Source organism: Pseudomonas sp. SID14000 (assembly GCF_002165135.1).
Lineage (GTDB): Bacteria > Pseudomonadota > Gammaproteobacteria > Pseudomonadales > Pseudomonadaceae > Aquipseudomonas.
Map to the genome: position 1 here is coordinate 137,516 of NZ_NFZQ01000004.1, position 19,792 is coordinate 157,307.

Below are 19,792 nucleotides of genomic sequence, written 5' to 3' on the forward strand. Positions count from 1 at the left end.
GAATCACCATGAAACCCTCGATGGCAATCAAGCCTCTGGTTTTCGCAATTGCTGCGATCATGGCTGTTGCTGTACAAGCTGGGCAAAATGATCGGCGTAATGACCACCATAATGGCCACCATCATAACAATGGTCACCACAAGCCTCCTCCTCCAACCAAGATCCCTGTGTATGCAACGGCCAATGCCTGGGACAACCAGAGCAGCACCGACAACCGTATCACCAACCAAGGGACCATCAACGACGCCGAGATGAGCGACTCGGCCATTGGCGCCAGCGGTAACGTGGGTGTCAACGTCGCAGCTGGTAACGGCAACCAGCAGGACAACGCAGCGGCCATTGCCAACGCAGCGTCCGACTCCAGCCTGGACAACAGCTTCGTCTTCGGCACTGCCGAAGCCACCGCTGACGTCCGCCAGTACAGCGACAACAACCGTGTAGACAACTGGTCCACCCAGTCTTCAGCCATCATGAGCGGCTCGGCCGATGGCGCCGAAGGTAACGTGGGCATCAACATTGCTGGCGGCGATCTGAACCAGCAGAAAAACACCATGGCCATTGCCAACACCCACGCACCACTGGGTAACGCCACAGCCACGGCCTCTGCCGACCAGGACGGCCCAGGCCTGGTGGTGAACAACAGCGCCGACCGCACCTACCGGGTTGATACGCTGACCTTCACCAAGACCAGCAGCGGCATGTCCTCCTACAAAAAGGACTTCGAGCTCCATGTTGACAAGGAGGACTCGTCAAGCTGGATGGCCTCCGGCGCCAAGCACTTCGATGCCAAAGGTTACAACAGCTGGGATGCTAAAGGCTCCAACAGATACGACGCCCGCTCCCACAGCAAGGCGACGTTGGACGCTACCCTGGACGCATCGCTGGATGCTTCAAAAACCGTCACAGTGGATCATGGCCGTCACGATCATAGCCGCAGCGTATCTGTAGAGGCTGATCTGTATGCCAATCTCGATGTGAGCCTCGAGAAGTCGCATGAGAAATCGAAGGAATCCTCCTTCGAAAACTCCTACGATTCGTCGTTCAAGAAATCGTTTGACGCTTCCTTCGAGAAGTCGGCCAAGAACGAGTCCAAATCGTCGAAAGACGTGGACAAGAAAATCCGTGAAAGCAGCTCGTTCGAGTTGAGCAATACCGTGTCCTTCCAGGTACTGACCCCGACCGGCTGGGCTAACCCTGTGACCAACACTGCAACCCTGAGCGGTTCGGTGAACGGTGGCAGTGGCAACCTGGGCGTGAACGTGGCAGCCGGTGTGGGCAACCAGCAGAGCAACTCGCTGGCCATCTCCAACACCTCGTTCTGATCGCTGTGCTTGAGGCCCCCTTCGGGGGGCCTTTCTTCAACAGAACCGGAAGGCATCCGATCATGCGCATTATTGCCTTGGCGTTTTTGCTGTGCCTGGCCAGCGTGAGCGAAGCGGCACAAATGCCGCTGTCCGTATTGCCGGGCGGTGCCGTGGTGTTCAAACCCATCCAGAGCGTACGCGAGCGCAAGTTCGCCGACCTGGTGCAACAGAAGACCGACTTCAGCTGCGGCGCCGCCGCACTGGCCACCATCCTGCGCCAGGCCTACTGGCTGGATGTGGACGAACAACAGATCATCGAGGGCATGCTGGCCCACGCCGACCAGGACCTGGTGCGCACGCAAGGCTTCTCGATGCTCGATATGAAACGCTACGTAGAAAGCCTGGGGATGCGTGCCCGCGGCTATCGGGTGGCGCCCGAGACCCTGCACAGTGTGCGCATCCCGGTCGTGGTGCTGATGGAGGTGCGCGGCTACAAGCACTTCGTGGTCATGCAGAAGGTGGACAAGGGCTGGGTGTACATCGGTGACCCGGTACTGGGCCACAAGCGCTACAAGGTCGATGATTTTCTCAAGGGCTGGAACGGCATCATCTTCGCCGTGATCGGCCAGGGCTACGACAAGAACAACATTCTGCTCGACCCGCCCCTGCCCCTGACCGCCAAGGGCCGGGTGAACAACTTCACCCCGGTGCAGGACGCAGAACTGCTGGACTTCGGTTTCATCAAAAGCGACTTCTTCTAACGACTCTTGCAACGACAAGGAGCACGACGCTCCGGGGAGCACCCCAATGAAGAATCCAATCTGGCTCGCTGTGGTTTGCCTGGCAGCCAGCCAGCCGGCCCACGCCGAAACGTTCAAGCCCATCGAACTGAAGGACCAGGAGTTGGCGAACTTGCGCGGGCGCTATGTACTACCGGGGCGCATCGTCAGTTTCGGCATTGTCATGACCAGCACCTGGCAGAACGCCAACGGTGAGGTGATCGGCGCGACTTCCACCCTGCAGATCCAGCAGTCGACCATCAAGCCACAGTTCTATGTGTCGATTATCGACGAAAAAGGCACCGGCTCGACCGCCAGCGGCACTGCGTCCGCCGGCAGCGGCACGGTCACCGGCGGCAGCGGGCTCAACAGCACCGAAGGGGTGACCCAAGTGGTGCGCGCGGCCGGTGACAACAACACCGCCTACAACAATGTCGACATCAACGTGACCAAGGCCAACCAGGTACCGGCCACACAACCACAGGGCCAGGTGCTGGCAGCGGGCCAGACCCTGGTCGGCGAAAACGGTGCCGGCTCGCTCAGGGTGTCGTCGACTGGTGTTGGCGTGCAACTCAACATCAGTGCCAACAACAACCAGGGCAGCAGCGTACAGCGCCTGGCCCAGGGCGGGCTGATGCAGAACTCGACGCTGCTTGGCAATGGCAACCACGTCAACAACGTCACATCTCTGAACGTGGTGATGCGCGAAAACGTGCCGACAGCCGCATCGCTGAACGGCAGTCTCGACCAGCTCAAAGGTCTTCGCACTTTCGGATACTGATCTACGCTCAGTCTCATCAAAAGTAGTCGGCAGGGACGGCAATTCCATGCACCGATCTTTAACGCTAAACGCTTTTGTGTGCTTGACCACCTTGGCCCCGGCCACATTGCTCTATGCAGCTGCCGACCCGCAGGTCGAAGCACTGAAGCAAGAGCTGCTCGAACTCAAGCAGCGCTACGAGGCACAGCAACAGGCACTGATGGTGCTGGAGCAGCGCGTACGCCAGGTCGAGGAAACCCCGGCAGCACCGCCGCCCAAACGCCTTGTCAGGTCCCCCGCCGAAGGGGTCAAGGGCGCCCAGACAGTGGCATCGGGCGCGCCGGGCACCACCGGCAGCTCCTATGGCCAGGCGCTGACCGCCGACGCCGAACCGGCACAGAGCGTATCCAACCTGTATGACGAGGCCAGCGGCTTCTTCGGCGGCGGCAAGTTCAGCTTCGAGACCGGCGTCACCTACACCCACTACGATACCCGGGCACTGGTGCTCAACGGCTTCCTGGCGCTGGACTCGATCTTCCTCGGCAGCATCAACCTCGACCGGATCAAGGCAGACAACTGGACCCTGGACATGACCGCGCGCTACAACGTGGCGCAGCGCTGGCAGTTCGACATCAACGTACCGGTGGTGTACCGCCAGTCCACCTATTCCTCTGGCGGCGCGGGTGGTGCCGGGCCGAGCACCTCCGACGAAACCGTCACTCGCGACCCGGAAATCGGTGACATCAACGTTGGCGTGGCCTACAAGTTCCTCGACGAGTCGGAGACCTGGCCCGACGCCGTGGCCACCCTGCGCATCAAGGCACCCACCGGCAAGGACCCGTATGGCATCAAGCTGCGCGAAGTGCCCGGCAACGACAACCTGTCAGTGCCGGAAAGCCTGCCAACCGGCAACGGCGTCTGGTCGATCACGCCGGGCATCTCGCTGGTCAAGACCTTCGACCCGGCCGTGCTGTTCGGCAGCCTGTCCTACACCTACAACATGGAAGACTCGTTCAGCGACATCAGCCCGCAGGCCAACAGCAAGGTGCCGGGTGACGTGAAGCTGGGCGACTCCTGGCAGATCGGCGGCGGTATCGCTTTTGCCCTGAACGAGAAGATGAGCATGTCGTTCTCGGTATCTGACCAGTTCGCCCGCAAGAGCAAGATCAAACCGGATGGCGGTGACTGGCAGTCGATCTCCAACAGCGACTACAACGCGGCCAACTTCAACATCGGCATGACCATCGCCGCCACCGACAACCTGACCATCGTGCCCAACCTGGCCATTGGTCTGACCGATGACGCGCCGGACTTTTCCTTCAGCCTGAAATTCCCCTACTACTTCTGATACTTGCCACCGACCGGGCCCGCGTAAATGGGCCCGGCTTTTGGTTACCAGCCTTGTCCCGGACCGCCCTCCCTGCCCCGGCCTGTTATCATCAAGCACAGATGCATGACGATTTAATGGCAAAAGGGATGTTTTTGTGAAGAACCTGTCAGACCACCCACATACCCGGTTTGTCTCCCTGGCAACCTTGGTACTGGTGATCCCACTGGGTACGCGCGCCATGCTGGGTTGGTCCAACCCGCTCGGTTACCTGTCCGACCTCGCCGTTGGCAGCCTGCTGGTCTTGCTGCTGCACCGTCGGCCGTGGTGGCTGGCACTGCCCGTATTACTGGCCTGGGCGACCCTCTGGGTAGCTTCGGCCGAACTGGTGAGCGCGGTGGGCCGTTTGCCCACCAGCGCCGACCTGACGTACCTGGTCGACCCCCAGTTCATGGAAAATTCGACCGGTGGCGGCCTGGCCCACGCCTGGCTGCCCTGGGCCATGGGCGCCGGCCTGCTGGCCTGGCTGGTCAACGCCTGGCGCAGCCGCACACAATGCAGCCAGCCGCTACCACGCAAGGCCTGGGCCATTCCGCTGCTGCTGTTTGGCGCCCATTGGGGCAGCCAGCAACTGGTGCCTTCCGATGCCGACCAATGGCGGCAATACAACCTCACCCACCAGCTGCTGTCGGCCGGGGCCGGCAACCTGCAGCGCCAGGTCGAAGGCTGGATGGGCCAGACGCAAACCTTCACGCCCCTGGCCAGCACTGGCCTGACCCAGTCCGACCTGCATGGCCAGCGTCTGCTCACCGGGCCAGGCAACGCCCGCAACTTGCTGGTAATCACCGTCGAGGGCATCCCCGGGGCCTACCTGCGGCCCAATCGCCAGGCCCTGCACAGCCGCTTCGACGAAGAGCTGATGCCCAAGCTCAGCCAGTGGGCCGAACGCGGCATGAACACCCCGGACTACGTGCTGCATACCCACCAGACCATCCGTGGCCTGTACGCGATGCTGTGCGGTGACTATGACAAGCTGGCCAACGGCACGCCCAAGGGCATGGAACTGCTGACCCAGAACGAACGCAACCAGGCCTGCCTGCCAGCGCAGTTGCGCCAGGCCGGCTTCACCACCCACTACCTGCAGGGTGCCGGCCTGCGCTTCATGGCCAAGGACCGCATCATGCCGCACATCGGCTTCGACGCGGTGCATGGCCTGGAGTGGTTTCGCAACAAGAACTACCTGAACTTCCCCTGGGGCAAGGATGACCGGGCCTTCTTCGAAGGTGCGCTGGACTACGTCGGCCAGCTGCAAAAGCAGGACAAGCCATGGATGCTGACCCTGCTGACCGTGGGCACCCACCAGCCGTACTCGGCACCAGCCGAGTACCTGGAGCGCTACGACACACCGAAACAGGCGGCGGTCGCCTACCTGGACGACGCGCTCGGTGCATTCCTCGATAACCTCGAACGCCAGGGCGTACTCAAGGACACCCTGGTGGTGGTGACTTCCGACGAGTCCCACGGCATTGATGGTGTACGCCTGGCCTCGTCCTGGGGCTTCAACCTCACCTTGGCGCCTGAGCAGGAGCAGCTGCCCCAGATCAAGCGCGGTACCTACGGGCATATCGACCTGGCCACCTCCCTGCTCGACTACTTTGCCCTGCCCATCCCGATGGCGCTCGGCGGTCGCTCGCTGTACCGCGACTACGACAGCGGTCGAGAGATGATCTCCTACACCAACGGCATGCTGCGTTATCACGACGGCCTGGGCGTGTTCACCGAATGCGACTTCCAGCAGCGCTGCCGGCGTTACGCCAGCGAGGGCTTCATCGCCGACCAGGCACGCTACCTCGGCCCGGGCGACAGCCTGCTTGGCCAGCAGATCGGCGCCCTCGCCGGGGTACTCGACCAGTCCCTGCTGCAAACACCCCTCAACCTGCGTTACCAGTTCGGCGGCCCATCGCCGATACAGCTGCGCAAACGCATTCGCGATGACTGGGCCGATAACCTGATCGGCGCCCAGTACCTGGAAATGCCCGAGGGCTCGCATACCCGCGTGCGGGTCAAGGTACGCTCACTGGACCCTGAACGCGCAGCCTATATCCAGCTAAAGGCCAAGCAGTTGGAGCAGGACGTACCGCTGGGCTTGCCTGAGGAAGTGAAAGTCACCGCGGACGAGCCGCTGGAGATGGAGTTCAGCTTCGACAACCCGACTGCACGCAAGGCGTTTTCCTTCCATCTGCTGGGCTATGGCGGTGGTCAGGTGGAAGTCAGCGACTTCAGCGTGATCACTGCACTGCCTGGGGAAGATGAGGCAGCGGATGAGCTGACCGAAGGGCATATTGCCCATTCGGGCTGAGCAGTACCACTCATCGCCCGACCACGGCAGACTGTCGATTCAACCCGCCCGTGCTCGACTAGTGTGTGAATCCCCCAATGCGGAGACAGCACCATGAGCACGAGCGAAAGCAGGCACCCGGTGGTTTCCCGCAGCCAGTGGCTGGCGGCCCGCCGGCAGCTATGGCTGCACGAAAAAGCCTTTACCCACCACCGCGACGCGCTGGCCGCAGCCCGTCGCGCCCTGCCCTGGGTCAAGGTGGAGCAGGACTACCGCTTCCACGGGCCGGACGGCGAACTCAGCCTGCCCGACCTGTTCGCGGGCCGCAGCCAGTTGCTGGTTTATCATTTCATGTTCGCCGAAGGCTGGAGCGAAGGCTGCCCGGGTTGCTCGTTCCTGGCTGACCACTTCGACGGCGCCAATCTGCACCTGGCGCATCACGACGTCTCGCTGGTAGCAGTGTCGCGGGCGCCGTATGCCGAGTTCCAGGCCTTCCGCCGGCGCATGGGCTGGCAGTTCCCCTGGTATTCGTCAAATGGCAGCGGGTTCAACGAGGACTTTGGCGTCAGCGTCGGCAGCGAGGGCCAGCGGCAGTACAACTATGAGCCCTATGACGGCGATGAAAGCGAGCTTCCCGGGCTGAGTGCGTTTTACCGCGAACCGGATGGCAGCGTGTACCACACTTACTCAACCTATGCCCGCGGGCTGGATATCCTGGTCAATACCTACAACTTCCTCGACATTGCGCCACTGGGGCGCAATGAGGGTGGGACCATGGACTGGGTGCGGCACCATGACCGCTATGAAGGGCAGCCGGACAAGCCTCACTGCTGCCATACATAACGTGAGGCAACATATATCCCTGTGGGAGCGGCTTTAGCCGCGAACACCGGCGCAGCCGGTGCCATGCACCGCGTTGGATTCTTCGCGGCTAAAGCCGCTCCCACAGGGTACCAGGATCGCTTGCGAATTCAGTTATCTGTGCGACAGCGCAGCCCAAAGGGCTGGGCAATCTCCCACAGGAATTGCGCCATGGTCCAGACGGCGTTCAACCCGTTATATCACCCGCGCACACCCAACATCCCGCGCTCGACGATGAAATCGATCACCGCCTGCAGCCCCTCGCCCTTCTTCAGGTTGCTGAAGGTCCATGGCCGCTGCGGACGCATGCGCTGGGTATCGCGCTCCATCACTTCCAGCGAAGCCCCCACATAGGGCGCCAGGTCGGTCTTGTTGATCACCAGGAAATCCGATTTGGTAATCCCCGGCCCACCCTTGCGCGGGATCTTCTCGCCCTCGGCCACGTCGATCACGTAGATGGTCAGGTCGGCCAGCTCCGGGCTGAACGTGGCACTCAGGTTATCACCGCCGCTTTCGACGAAGATCACCTCGAGGTTGCCAAACTTGCGCGCCAATGCTTCGACCGCCGCCAGGTTCATCGAGGCGTCTTCACGAATGGCCGTGTGCGGGCAGCCGCCGGTTTCCACGCCAACGATGCGCTCCGGCTCCAGGGCCCCGGCTTCGGTGAGGATGCGCTGGTCTTCCTTGGTGTAGATGTCGTTGGTGACCACAGCGATCTGGTAGTGGTCGCGCATGGCCTTGCACAAGGCTTCGAGCAGCGCCGTCTTGCCGGAGCCGACCGGGCCGCCGACACCGACGCGCAGGGGTTGTTGATAGCTTTGCATGCAGGCAGTCCTCAGGAACGGAACAAACGGGTGTATTGGGTTTCGTGACGCGATGAGGCAATGGCCAGCAACGGCAGGCCGCCGCCAAGCTGGTCATCGCCCAGGGCCAGTGCCTGGTCGAGAGCTGCAGGCAGCCCTGCCCCCAGATCGCGCAGCAAGGTCTGGGCAGCCTGCTGGCCGAACGGCACCAGCTTGACTCCGGCCATTACCGCGCCCTCCAGCCAGGCAAAGCCATGGCCCAGGGCAAGCTGGCGCAGAGGAATAGCCCAGTGCGCAGCCAACCAGGCCATACCGCCCAGCTGAGTAAGTTCGAGGCTTGCACGCCAGGCCGGCGCCTGGCCCAGTTGCCAGCCGTCCAGCAGCCGTGCCAGTGCGGCGCCGCGCTGCTGTTCTTCGAGGCGCAGCTCGGCGGTTTCGCGGTTGGCCAACAGAAAGCGGCTCCAGTGGCCAAAGGCCACGGCGTCCTCGGCCTGGCAGGCGTGATACAAGCGCGCCAGCACCGGCCAGTCGAGGCAGGCCAAGGTGTCGTCGATCTGCTCGCGCTGCCAGGCAGCGAAACCATCCACGTCCCGGACCCAACCCGCTTCGACCGCCCACTCCAGGCCTTGCGAATAGGTGAAACCACCCACCGGCAAGCCAGGGCTGGCCAGTTGCAGCAGGCGCAGCAACGCCAAGTCACTGTCCATCAACCGGCCAGTACCAAGGCAGCGCCGGCCAGCAAGCCACCGCCAAAGGCCTTCTGCAAGCCGCTATGCCTGCGCAACAGGCAACCGACCGCGAATCCGCCAGCCAGCAAAAGGCCGCTGACCATGACGAAGCCGGCGCTGAATTGCCAAAACGCACTGGGTGTGGCTTCCACGCCATGGGCCCAGCCATGGAACAAGGCGAACACTGGCATGGCCATGGCCAGCAGCAGCTGGCGACCAGGCAGCAGTACTGCCCCGGCAGCCACCAGAAGCGACACGGCAATCAGGGTTTCCATGCCCAGCACATCGCCAAACAGGTGGCCGCACACCGCACCACCGAACATCGCAGCCAGGGTTGCCAGGGGTAGCGTCAGGCTGCGCCGGGTCAACGCGGCGAGCGCACCAGTGCCCAGCAGCATCAGCAGGTGGTCAAGGCCTGTCAGCGGGTGCAGCAGGCCGTCCTGCAGCGGGTTGCTGTCGTGCCCGGGGTGGGCGAAGGCTGGCAGCGCCAGCATCAGCAGAAACAAGGCGAAAGTCTTTTTCATCGGTTGCTCCAGGTGGTTCAGGAATGGGCAGGCAGGCGCACGAACGGATGATCGTGGCCGTGAGCATGGCTGTGGCCGTGCGGCGCGCTTTGGTAGGCGCCCGCTTCGGGCTCGAACGGTGCCTGTTCGGTCTCTACCGTCAGGCCCAGACCACGCAGCATGTCGTCCAGCACATGGTCGTGCTGGAAGCGCAACAGGCCGGGTTCGATCTGCAGCGGCACATGGCGGTTACCCAAGTGATAGGCCGCGCGGGCCAGCAAGTGCAGGTCGGTGCAGCGCACCGTGGAGACCGTCTCGGGTGCCGCCAGCACACGGATCAGTTGAGTACCCTCGGCATCGGCCAGCAGTTCGCCTCCGCGCAGCAGGTGACCACGTTCGAGCATCAGCCCGGCCTCACGACCATCATCCAGAGTCACTCGCAGGCGACTCTTGATGCGGCTGTCCACGTCCAGGGTGACGGTACCGCTTTCGCCCAGCGTGCCGGGGTCGGTTATACGGCGGGTCAAGACAATCATCAGTGCTCCTTCAGAACAGGAAGTAACGCTGGGCCAGCGGCAATTCGCGGGCCGGCTCGCAGACCAGCAGCTCGCCGTCGGCACGCACCTGGTAGGTCTGCGCATCGACCTCGATCAGCGGCTGCAGGGTGTTGTGGACCATGTCGGGCTTGCGCACCCGGCGGCAGCCATGGGCCACACCGATCAGGCTGCGCAGCTTCAACTCCTCAGCCAGGCCGCGGTCCATGGCCGCCTGGGGCAGGAAGGTCATGCGCGTGGCATGCCGTGCCGCGCCCAAGGCGCCGAACATCGGCCGGTAGTGCACCGGTTGAGGCGTGGGGATGGAACCGTTGATGTCGCCCATGGGCGCGGTGACAATCATCCCGCCCTTGATCACCAGGGCGGGCTTGACCGCAAAAAACGCCGGCGCCCACAGCACCAGGTCGGCCAGCTTGCCGACTTCCACCGAGCCCACTTCGTGACCGATGCCGTGGGTCAGTGCCGGGTTGATGGTGTACTTGGCGATGTAGCGCTTGACCCGGAAGTTGTCGCTGTAGCTGGTGTCTGGCGCCAGTGGCCCGCGACGCAGCTTCATCTGGTGCGCCACCTGCCAGGTGCGCAGCACCACCTCACCAACCCGGCCCATGGCCTGGGAGTCGGACGAGGTCATGGCAAAGGCGCCCATGTCGTGGAGGATGTCCTCGGCGGCGATGGTTTCGCGGCGAATGCGCGACTCGGCAAAGGCCACGTCTTCGGCGATGCTCGGGTCCAGGTGGTGGCAGACCATGAGCATGTCCAGGTGCTCATCCACGGTGTTGACCGTGTACGGCAGGGTCGGGTTGGTCGAGGACGGCAATACGTTGGCCTGCCCCGCCGCACGAATGATGTCCGGCGCATGGCCGCCACCAGCGCCCTCGGTGTGGAAGGTGTGGATGGTGCGGTCGCCGATGGCCGCCAGGGTGTCTTCGATGCAGCCGGACTCGTTGAGGGTGTCGGTGTGGATCGCCACCTGGATGTCCATTTCCTCGGCCACACCCAGGCAGCAGTCGATGGCAGCCGGTGTCGAGCCCCAGTCTTCATGCAACTTGAGGCCCACGGCACCGGCCGAGATCTGCTCGCGCAGCGCTTCCGGCCGCGAGGCGTTGCCCTTGCCCAGCAAGCCGATGTTGATCGGCAGGCTGTCGGCGGCCTGGAGCATGCGCGCCAGGTACCAGGGGCCGGGCGTGCAGGTGGTGGCGTTGGTGCCGGTGGCCGGCCCGGTACCGCCACCGATGAAGGTGGTGACACCGCTGTTCAGCGCCTCGTCCACCTGCTGCGGGCAGATGAAATGAATGTGCGAGTCGACGCCACCGGCGGTGACGATCTTGCCCTCGGCCGCAATCACCTCGGTGCCGGGGCCCACCGGCACGTTCACGCCCGGCTGCACATCGGGGTTGCCAGCCTTGCCGATCACCGCGATACGCCCGTGCTTGATGCCGATATCGGCCTTGACGATGCCCCAGTGGTCGATGATCAGGGCATTGGTCAGTACCAGGTCCATGGCTTCGGCGGCCAGCATCTGGCCCTGCCCCATGCCGTCGCGGATGACCTTGCCGCCACCAAACTTGACCTCTTCGCCATAGAGGGTGAAGTCATGCTCCACCTCGACCCACAGCGCGGTGTCGGCCAAGCGTACACGGTCGCCCACGGTGGGGCCGAACATGTCGGCATAGGCCTGCCGGGAAATACGGCTCATGCCCTGCCCTCCAGCGCACCCATCACCTTGCCCTGAAAGCCATGGACTTCACGCTTGCCGGCGTAGGCCACCAGTTGCACGGTACGCGCCTGGCCGGGTTCGAAACGCACGGCGGTACCCGCGGGAATGTCCAGGCGAAAGCCCAGGGTCGGCGCGCGCTCGAACACCAGCGCCTCGTTGACTTCGTAGAAGTGATAGTGCGAACCGACCTGCACCGGCCGGTCGCCATGGTTGGCCACGCTGACGCTGACCGTCGCACGGCCGCTGTTCAGCTCGATGTCGCCGGCGGCGACCTGGATTTCACCTGGGATCATGCGGGGCTCCTGGGCAACTTCAGACAATGGGGTCATGTACGGTCACCAGCTTGGTGCCATCCGGGAAGGTCGCTTCGACTTGCACGTCGTGGAGCATTTCGGCAATGCCGGGCATCACCTGCTCGCGGCTCAGCACTTCGCGGCCCAGGCTCATCAGTTCGGCGACGGTACGGCCATCACGGGCGCCTTCGAGCACGGCAGCACTGATCAACGCCACGGCTTCCGGGTAGTTGAGCTTCAGGCCACGGGCCAGTCGCCGCTCCGCCAGCAACGCGGCGGTGAACAGCAGCAGTTTGTCTTTCTCTCTCGGGGTCAGCTCCATGGCGCTCTCTCAGGTGGCCCAGATACGCGGGGGGCAGGCCGGCAGGCCGAGGACGGCCGGGCGCAGCACATGCCACAGGCGTTGCAGGGTGCGTTGCAGGTGTTGGTTGTCGTGGTCTAGCACGCGGATCACCAGCAGCGACCCGAGCAGGGTCGCGCCGGCCGGGTTGGCCAGTTCGTCCAGCAGCAGGCGCACCTGCTCCAGCACGGCCTGGTCGGCTGGTGCGGCGCAGAAGGTGGCCAGCAGCGGATGGCCGCCAAGCTTGCCCAGGCGCCCGCCTTCGAGGCGCAGGCGCTCGTGCAGGCCAACTTCGTCGGGCAGTTCGATGTGCAGGCGGCTGTCGAGGGCACCTTGGTCGAAACGCTCGCCCATCACCGGGCGCCCCAGGCACAGGGTTTCCCAGGCCAGCAGGCACGCCCCCGGTTCGAGGGTGAAACGGCTTTCTAGGCTGGCACGGGCGCCGGAGAAGAAGATGTTGTCCTGCGGTAGCCACTCCAGGGTGCTGCCGGCAGCCAGGTGAAAGCGCTGGGCCAGCCGCGCGGTCGGGCCGATGCTGCGGTAGAACTTGCTGGCGCCGGGCATGGTCAGCAGCGCGTGGCTGCCCGGTTCCAGCTGGATGTCCAGTTCCAGGCGGTCGCCGGCGACGATGCCACCGGGCGGGTGCAGCACGTAGACATGGCACGGTGCACCTTCCGGATAGAACGGCCGCTGCACCAAAAGAGGTCCGAAATGCCGCCACGCACCAAGGCGGGTCACCTCGTCGCGCCTGACAAAGCGCAACTGCAGGTTGGCGCTCCAGCCTGCATCGTCTTGCTGTTGTTCGATCTGCTCCGCGAGCGACATCCTGCGGCCCCTGAAATCCGTGGCCTGCTGGCCGTTTAGAGGGGCAGGCACGCACGGCTACAGCGCGCGCGGCCTGACCACTCGATCAAATTCTCAGGCTGGATATAGCAGGTTGCGGGCCAACTCCGCAGGTGAACGAAGATGAAACGTTTGCCCCAGCCGCTCTGGCATCGGGCATACGGGGGGATTGCGCACAAGGCGGGGGCGTGCTTCGGCCCTGTTTCGGTGCCGGGCCATCTCAAAGCAAAAAATTACCCGATGCTGTGATACGGCCTCTGTGGGAGCGGGTTTACCCGCGAAGAATCCAACCCAGTGCATGGCACGGGCTTCGCCCGTGTTCGCGGGTGAACCCGCTCCCACAGGGTTGGAGCTAGCCCTTTATACAGCGGCACAGCCTCAGTAATCGAAGCGGTCCACCGCACGCCGGCGTTCGTTGTCATCACGCCGATCATAGATGGCCGTGGTCTGGATATTGGCGTGATGCGCCAGCTTCTGCGCGATCGACAGGTCATGCTCTTCGATCACGCGGGTGATGAACGCCCGGCGGAAGTCGTGCGGCATGATCTTCACGCCCACCTGCGCGCCGCGCTGGCGGGCGATGTAGTAAATGGCATGCTTGGTGATACGCGCCCGGGTGATGTGGCTGCCACGGCGGATGCGGTTGAACAGGAACGGGTCGTCTTCGGCTCCTGCCGGCAGGTCCTGGCGTCGCAGGTCCAGCCACGCCTGTAACTTCTCGAACGCCCATGGCGGGGCGTACTTGATCAGCTGGCGGTTGCCCTTGCCCAGCACCTGCAGGCTGCGCGCCTCGAAATCGACCTGGTCCAGGTCGATGTCCACCGATTCCGACTTGCGCATGCCGGTGCCGTACAGCAAGGCGATGATCGCCGCGTCGCGCACACCCTGGGGCCGCGGGTCGGCCGCGCACACATCCATCAGCTCGCGGATCAGGCTGCGCCGCAGGTTGCGCCCCGGCGGCAGGCGGCTGCCAGTGTCCGGCTTGACCTCGCGAATGCGCAGCAACTGCTCGTGATCGATCAGGCCCTGGCGCCAGGCTTCGTTCATCACACCGCGGATGGCGTTGACGTACAGCGACGAGCTGTTGGGTGCGTAACCGTCGGCACGCAGCGCCGCTACCAGGGCGATCACATGGCCGGGCTCAAGCCGATGCCAAGGCACATCGACGATATTGCAGTCGACAAAACCCAGCCGGTCGGCGGCGTCCTGAAGGATGTAGCGCATGGTTTGCTGGCTGGATGGGGCCAGGCGGGCCATGTACTGCAGCAGCGGATTTTTCGAGAGGTCGGACAAAACGTGAATCCTGTAGCGAAGCGTTGACCAGCGGCGAACCAGCCAAACCCTGAAGCAAGTCAAAACGACATAGAAGCAAGTCTGAATGACAGCAAAGTACGCATGTCATTTGGACCCAGAGAGGTGCCATCACCTTGATATACAAGGGGTTTGAAGCTGGCACGGATCGTGATCTTACCCCAATTGAGCCTACTGAACGAACGAAGGACCGCCCATGCTTGTGCAACCAATCGAGTCACGCCCACGCCAGGCCGTCTGGGGCCTGGGTTTCCGCCCATTCTTCCTGGGGGGCAGTTTGTTTGCGCTGGTCGCCTTGCTGTTGTGGGCCGGCGTTCTGGCCGGGGTACTGGCCCCCACATCACCTGGCGGCATGCTCGCCTGGCACCGCCACGAGATGCTATACGGCTTTGTCACCGCCATCGTCGCCGGGTTCCTGTTGACCGCCGTACAAAACTGGAGCGGTATCCCGGGCCTGAGCGGGCGCGCCCTGCAGGGCCTGTTCCTGCTCTGGCTGCTGGGCCGGGCGAGTTGGTTCCTGCCGCTGCCGGGCGGCTTGCTGGTAGTGGTCGAGGGCAGCTTCCTGCCGCTGGTGGCACTGGCCCTGGCACGGCCGATCATGCAACGGCGCTTGCGTAATAACTACCCGATCGTCGGCCTGGTGCTGCTGATTGCCGCCTGCCAGTGGCTGACCCTGGCCGGCTGGCTGCGTCAGGACGAACTGTGGCAACGCCGCGGGGTGTTTGCCGGGTTGTGGCTGGTGGCCGCGATGATGACCGTGCTGGGCGGGCGGGTGATCCCGTTCTTCACCCGGCGCGGCCTGGGCAACATGGCCCCGGCCCCTGCCCGTCCCTGGCTGGACCGGACCTGCCTGCTGCTCAGCGTGGCGATACCGCTGGCCTTTGCCTCGGGCTTGGCCGATACGCCGCGTATCGGCCTGGCCGTGCTGTTCGGCACCTTGTTCGCCTTGCACACTGCCCGCCTGGCCTTGTGGCATGACCGCGGCCTGTGGCGTGTGCCCCTGCTGTGGTCGCTGCACCTGGCCTATGCCTGGATTGCCATTGCCTGCCTGGGCATGGCGCTGTGGCACGCCGGAGTGGCGCTGAGCCCGAGCCTGGTGACTCACGCCCTGACCGTGGGTGCCATGAGCGGCTTGATCCTGGCGATGATGGCACGGGTCAGCCTGGGCCACACCGGCAGGCCGCTGCAGGTGCCGACCAGCATTACCTGGGCCTTTGCCTTGATACAACTGGCGACACTGGCACGGGTGGTGCTGCCGCTGTTCACACCGTTGGGGGTGAGCCTTTCGGTACTGTGCTGGAGCCTGGCGCTGCTGCTGTTCCTGCGCCACTACCTACCCATTTTGCTGCAGCCCCGGGTAGATGGCATGCCGGGCTGATCGGTCAACCGATCAAGGATAATTTCCGGCGACCGGCCACCACCCTGGGAACATCTGCTGCACCCGGGGTTCGGCGAAGCGCTCGTCGATCAAAACCAGAACGCCACGGTCCTGGTCACCACGGATCACCCGGCCTGCCGCCTGGATGACCTTGCGCACGCCCGGGTAGAGATAGGCGTAATCGAAACCCGCGCCAAACTGCCGCCCCAAACGCTGCTTGAACTGCTCGTTGACCGGATTGACCTGGGGTAGCCCGAGGGTGGCAACAAACGCGCCGATCAGCCGCGTGCCCGGCAAGTCCACCCCCTCCCCGAATGCGCCACCCAGCACCGCAAAGCCCACCCCGCAGCCATCCGCCACAAAACGGTCGAGAAACCCCTGGCGGGCCGCCTCGTCCATGCCCGGCTCCTGGGCCCACAAGGGTATCTGCGCATACCGCTCGGCCAGCAGCCCGGCCACTTGTTGCAGGTACTCGAAACTGCTGAAGAACGCCAGATAGTTACCCGGCATGCGCTCATATTGCCGGGCAATAAGCTCGACGATCGGCGCGAGTGAAGCCTGGCGTTGCTGGTAGCGTGTGGACACCTGGCTGGCGATGCGCACTTCCAGCTGTTCGGCGCGAAACGGTGCGGCTACTTCCAGCCAGGCGGTATCGGCCGGCATGCCCAGCAGGTCGCTGTAGAAATGCCGTGGGCTCAGGGTGGCGGAAAACAGCATCACACTGCGCGCCGCCTGCATGCGCGGGCCCAACAGCCGCGCCGGGGTGACATTGCGCAGGCACAGCGTGGCCAGCCGCCGCTTGCGCGGGCCCTGGCGCAGGCTGATGTCAAACAGGAAGTGCTCGTCGAACAGCTCGGCAACCCGGCTGAACTGCAACGCCTGGTAGAAGAACTGCAGCACCTGCGGGTCCATTTGCGCGGGCGTCTGGTTCATCTGCTCCTGGATCAGCCCGATGCATTGCTGCAGGGCGAGCAGCAAAGCGTCTGGCAGCGACTCTCTGGCCTGGTACGGCGCACGCTGTTCCTTGTAGAGGGCGTTCCAATGCCGGTTCAGCCGCTCCAGCGCACTGACCAGCCCGTGCGGCTTGCTCTGGCGCAGGGCCAGCAACTGCCCCTGGTCGAGACTGGCGCTGTACATGCCGCGCCCGCGCTCTACCAGGTTGTGCGCCTCGTCCACCAGCACCGCGACCCGCCACTGGTTGGCCTGGGTCAGGCCGAACAACAAGGCGTGGGCATCGAAGTAGTAGTTGTAATCCGCCACCAGCACGTCTACCCAGCGCGCCATCTCCTGGCCCAGGTAATACGGGCACACCTGGTGCGCCAGGGCCACCTCGCGCAGCTGGGCGCGGTCGAGCAAGGGCAACGCTGCCGCCGCCTCCCGCGCGGCCGGCAGGCGGTCGTAGAAGCCTGCAGCCAAGGGGCAGGATTCGCCATGGCAGGCCTTGTCGGGATGCTCGCAGGCTTTGTCGCGGGCGATCAGTTCCAGCGTGCGCAAGGCCGGCTGTGGCGTGGCGTCGGTGATCTGGCGAATGGCATCCAGGGCCAAGGCTCGGCCCGGGGTCTTGGCCGTGAGAAAGTACAACTTGTCCAGTTGCTGCGGCACCATGGCCTTGAGCAGGGGGAACAAGGTGCCGAGGGTTTTACCAATTCCCGTGCTGGCCTGGGCCATCAGGCAACGGCCGGTACTCACCGCCTTGTACAGGGTTTCCGCCAGTTGTCGCTGGCCCTGGCGGAACGCCGGGTAGGGAAAGCCCAGCGCCTGCAGGCCCCGGTTACGGTCGGCCAGACGCTGTTCCTGCCCTTGTGCCCAAGCCAGAAAGCGCTGGCACTGGGTTTCGAAGAAGGCCTGCAGTTCGGCTGCCGTGCAAGTTTCACTGATCAGCGTCTGGCCATCGCTGTCTACGTCCAGGTAAACCAGCGCCACCTCGATGGCTGGCAGTTGCCGTGCCTGGCACATCAACCAGCCATAGACCTTCGCCTGTGCCCAGTGCAACTGGCGATGGTTGGCCGGCTGGCGCGACAGGTCGCCGCGGTGTGTCTTGATCTCTTCCAGGCGATTGCAGGCAGGGTCATAGCCGTCAGCGCGGCCACGCACCGTCAGGGTTTCGAACTGGCCTTCGAGGGCAATTTCCGACTCATAGCCCGCTGCGCGTCGTGCCACCACCCGACGATGCCCCGCGATCCCCTCCTGGGCGGTGGGTGATGGCGTGAAACGCAGGTCCAGGTCGCCGACCTTGGCGCTGAACTCGCACAAGGCGCGCACTGCCACGCTGTAACTCAAGGCGTATCGCTCCAGCGCACATGGCATACCGCGACAGGCAGACCGTGGGCCCGGCAGAACTCCAGCCAGCGCAGTTGGTTGTCCTGCAGGCGGTCCCCGGGGCCCTTGACCTCGACCATGCGGTAACGGCCCTGCTCGGGCCAGAACTGGATCAGGTCGGGCATACCGGCGCGGTTGTTGCGGATGTCCTGCAACAGGCGCAGGAAGCACTGTTTCAAATGGGCCGCCGGCAGGCAGGCCAAGGCCTGCTCAAGCAATTCTTCGCTGAGCATGGACCAGAACACGAACGGCGACTGCAGGCCTTGTTTGGCGACGTAACAGTCAAGAATCGCCCGGTGATGGCTGCCATCGTCGAGCCGCCCCAGGCATCGTTCGAACAGAGCGCTACGGCGTTGCTGGAAGTCGCTGTCGTGCAGGTCCTGCGGGGCGGCCTGGAACGGGTTGAAGAACGCGCCAGGCACCGGGGCGAAGATAGCCTCCCAGCACAGCAAGCCGAACAGGCTGTTGAACAGCGTGTTCTCCACATAGTGCACCGGCCCATCGGCTTCGGCCAGATGCTGGCGGACCGCCGCCTCCACGCCCAGTGCTGCCAGCTCCCGGGGCAGCTCCAGCTCTATCAGCTCCAGGGGCGCGACACGCTGGCGCCGCTGTGGCGGACCACCGAGCTTGCGGGCCAGGCGTGGCAACATGCGTTCCAGCGCCTGCACTTCCAGGGCGTTGGCCGGTGCCGCCGCCAATTGCAGTGCCAGTGCATGGGCCTGGGGCCACTGCTCGCTGCGCTCCAGCACCCGCACCTGGCGGATGCGCGCCTGGGCATGGCTGCACTGCATGTAGACAGCCATGGCCTGCGCCCAGTCGCCCAGGCGTTCGAATTGCTGGCCCAGGGCAAATTGCAGGCGCGCATGGCGCCGGGCCAGCCACGGGTTGTCGCTGTGCAGGCCCTGCAGGGCAGCCAGGATCGAGAGCGGGTCGTCGCCCTGCTCCAGACGCTCGGCGCACTGGTGCAAGGCCATGGCCAGGTCGACTTCGGCACGTTGCTGCAGGGCACGCGAATCGGTGCTGAAAGGCACCTGTTCGTAGCGCAACAAGCCGAGGTCGGCAAGGACGAAGTCCGACCAGTCCTGGTACAGGTTGCCGAAGAACAGCAGGCGCATGCGGTCGCACAGGGGTTGCAGACACCACTGGAGGATGCGCACGCCGCTGTCCGGGAACCATTCGGCCAATGACCGGGCTTGCAGGCCCAAGGGTTGAAGTTGTGCAAGCAGGTCATGCTTTGCGGCGCGAGGACGGCTCAGAAGCGGGGCAAAACAGCGGGCAAGTTCGTCCTTGCGCAGCAAGGCGAATAATTGCTCCAGCGCCAGTTGCCCGGGTTCCCGTACCCAACCGAGGGCCAACAACGGCTGCAGGGCCTGCCCGGTATCGCCAATTTCGGCATAGTCGAGACGATCGCTGCGAAACAGCTCGCCTTTGCGCATGACCATGCGCACCATCAGGGCCTGTGCAGGGGTGCCCAATTGGTTGAAGGTGCGGATGAAAGCCAGTTCCTGATCGTCTAGCAGGTCTTCGTAGCGCTGTTCGACCCACAGCAGCACCTGGCGGAAATTGTGCAGGTAATAGAAGGGGTCGTCGACGGAATGGGCGATCACGGAGTGGGGTCAGGCGGCTGAAATTGA

General features: G+C 64.0%; 18 protein-coding genes. 7 read left to right on the forward strand and 11 right to left on the reverse strand.

All coding sequences use genetic code 11. The features are described 5' to 3' along the window. Positions 1-8: 8 nt before the first annotated feature. The 6 genes from CAY82_RS07525 (at position 9) to CAY82_RS07550 (ending at position 7,351) form a co-directional block, all read left to right on the forward strand. The gene (locus CAY82_RS07525) at positions 9-1,322 is read left to right on the forward strand and encodes a heme utilization protein (protein WP_087500652.1); all 1,314 of its coding nucleotides are present in this window, start codon (positions 9-11) and stop codon (positions 1,320-1,322) included. A 62-nt stretch (positions 1,323-1,384) separates the two neighbouring features. Then, positions 1,385-2,065, forward strand: coding sequence for a C39 family peptidase (locus tag CAY82_RS07530; protein WP_087500653.1), 681 nt, complete (start codon positions 1,385-1,387; stop codon positions 2,063-2,065). 46 nt (positions 2,066-2,111) lie between these two features. After that, positions 2,112-2,864: a hypothetical protein gene (locus CAY82_RS07535; RefSeq protein WP_087500654.1), complete on the forward strand. Its 753-nt coding sequence runs from the start codon at positions 2,112-2,114 to the stop codon at positions 2,862-2,864. Between the two features lie 46 nt (positions 2,865-2,910). Then, positions 2,911-4,191 carry a hypothetical protein gene (locus CAY82_RS07540; RefSeq protein ID WP_087500655.1) on the forward strand — a complete coding sequence of 427 codons (1,281 nt, stop codon included), beginning with the start codon at positions 2,911-2,913 and terminating at the stop codon, positions 4,189-4,191. A 136-nt stretch (positions 4,192-4,327) separates the two neighbouring features. Continuing rightward, positions 4,328-6,529: an LTA synthase family protein gene (locus CAY82_RS07545; protein ID WP_087500656.1), complete on the forward strand. Its 2,202-nt coding sequence runs from the start codon at positions 4,328-4,330 to the stop codon at positions 6,527-6,529. A gap of 93 nt (positions 6,530-6,622) precedes the next feature. Then, the gene (locus CAY82_RS07550; protein ID WP_087500657.1) at positions 6,623-7,351 is read left to right on the forward strand and encodes a thioredoxin family protein; all 729 of its coding nucleotides are present in this window, start codon (positions 6,623-6,625) and stop codon (positions 7,349-7,351) included. A 218-nt stretch (positions 7,352-7,569) separates the two neighbouring features. Here the strand turns inward: CAY82_RS07550 and ureG are convergent, their stop codons facing one another. The 9 genes from ureG to xerC form a co-directional block, all read right to left on the reverse strand. After that, the gene (gene ureG, locus CAY82_RS07555) at positions 7,570-8,193 is read right to left on the reverse strand and encodes an urease accessory protein UreG (protein ID WP_010953755.1); all 624 of its coding nucleotides are present in this window, start codon (positions 8,191-8,193) and stop codon (positions 7,570-7,572) included. A gap of 11 nt (positions 8,194-8,204) precedes the next feature. Next, positions 8,205-8,879 (reverse strand): urease accessory protein UreF, encoded by a 675-nt coding sequence (locus CAY82_RS07560; RefSeq protein WP_087500658.1) that lies wholly within the window; start codon positions 8,877-8,879, stop codon positions 8,205-8,207. Next, positions 8,879-9,424 (reverse strand): HupE/UreJ family protein, encoded by a 546-nt coding sequence (locus CAY82_RS07565; protein WP_087500659.1) that lies wholly within the window; start codon positions 9,422-9,424, stop codon positions 8,879-8,881. Before CAY82_RS07565 ends, CAY82_RS07560 begins: the two co-directional genes overlap by 1 nt. 17 nt (positions 9,425-9,441) lie before the next feature. Continuing rightward, a complete protein-coding gene (ureE, locus tag CAY82_RS07570; RefSeq protein WP_087500660.1) occupies positions 9,442-9,939 on the reverse strand; it encodes an urease accessory protein UreE in 498 nt (165 codons plus the stop codon). 10 nt (positions 9,940-9,949) lie between these two features. Next, positions 9,950-11,653, reverse strand: a complete 1,704-nt coding sequence (gene ureC, locus CAY82_RS07575) for an urease subunit alpha (RefSeq protein ID WP_087500661.1) — start codon at positions 11,651-11,653, stop codon at positions 9,950-9,952. Further along, complete coding sequence (locus CAY82_RS07580; RefSeq protein WP_025339426.1) at positions 11,650-11,967, reverse strand: urease subunit beta; 318 nt, start codon at positions 11,965-11,967, stop codon at positions 11,650-11,652. Before CAY82_RS07580 ends, ureC begins: the two co-directional genes overlap by 4 nt. 19 nt (positions 11,968-11,986) lie before the next feature. Beyond that, positions 11,987-12,289, reverse strand: coding sequence for an urease subunit gamma (locus tag CAY82_RS07585; RefSeq protein ID WP_003256923.1), 303 nt, complete (start codon positions 12,287-12,289; stop codon positions 11,987-11,989). Positions 12,290-12,298: 9 nt separating this feature from the next. Next, a complete protein-coding gene (locus tag CAY82_RS07590; protein WP_087500662.1) occupies positions 12,299-13,132 on the reverse strand; it encodes an urease accessory protein UreD in 834 nt (277 codons plus the stop codon). Positions 13,133-13,528: 396 nt separating this feature from the next. Further along, the gene (gene xerC / locus CAY82_RS07600) at positions 13,529-14,443 is read right to left on the reverse strand and encodes a tyrosine recombinase XerC (protein WP_087500663.1); all 915 of its coding nucleotides are present in this window, start codon (positions 14,441-14,443) and stop codon (positions 13,529-13,531) included. A gap of 214 nt (positions 14,444-14,657) precedes the next feature. Here xerC and CAY82_RS07605 point away from each other — a divergent pair, with 214 nt between their 5' ends. Then, positions 14,658-15,839: an NnrS family protein gene (locus CAY82_RS07605; protein ID WP_087500664.1), complete on the forward strand. Its 1,182-nt coding sequence runs from the start codon at positions 14,658-14,660 to the stop codon at positions 15,837-15,839. A 12-nt stretch (positions 15,840-15,851) separates the two neighbouring features. Here the strand turns inward: CAY82_RS07605 and CAY82_RS07610 are convergent, their stop codons facing one another. After that, a complete protein-coding gene (locus CAY82_RS07610; RefSeq protein WP_087500665.1) occupies positions 15,852-18,119 on the reverse strand; it encodes an ATP-dependent DNA helicase in 2,268 nt (755 codons plus the stop codon). Further along, the gene (locus CAY82_RS07615) at positions 18,116-19,765 is read right to left on the reverse strand and encodes a VRR-NUC domain-containing protein (protein WP_087500666.1); all 1,650 of its coding nucleotides are present in this window, start codon (positions 19,763-19,765) and stop codon (positions 18,116-18,118) included. The genes CAY82_RS07610 and CAY82_RS07615 overlap by 4 nt, the downstream gene beginning before the upstream one ends. Positions 19,766-19,792: the final 27 nt, after the last annotated feature.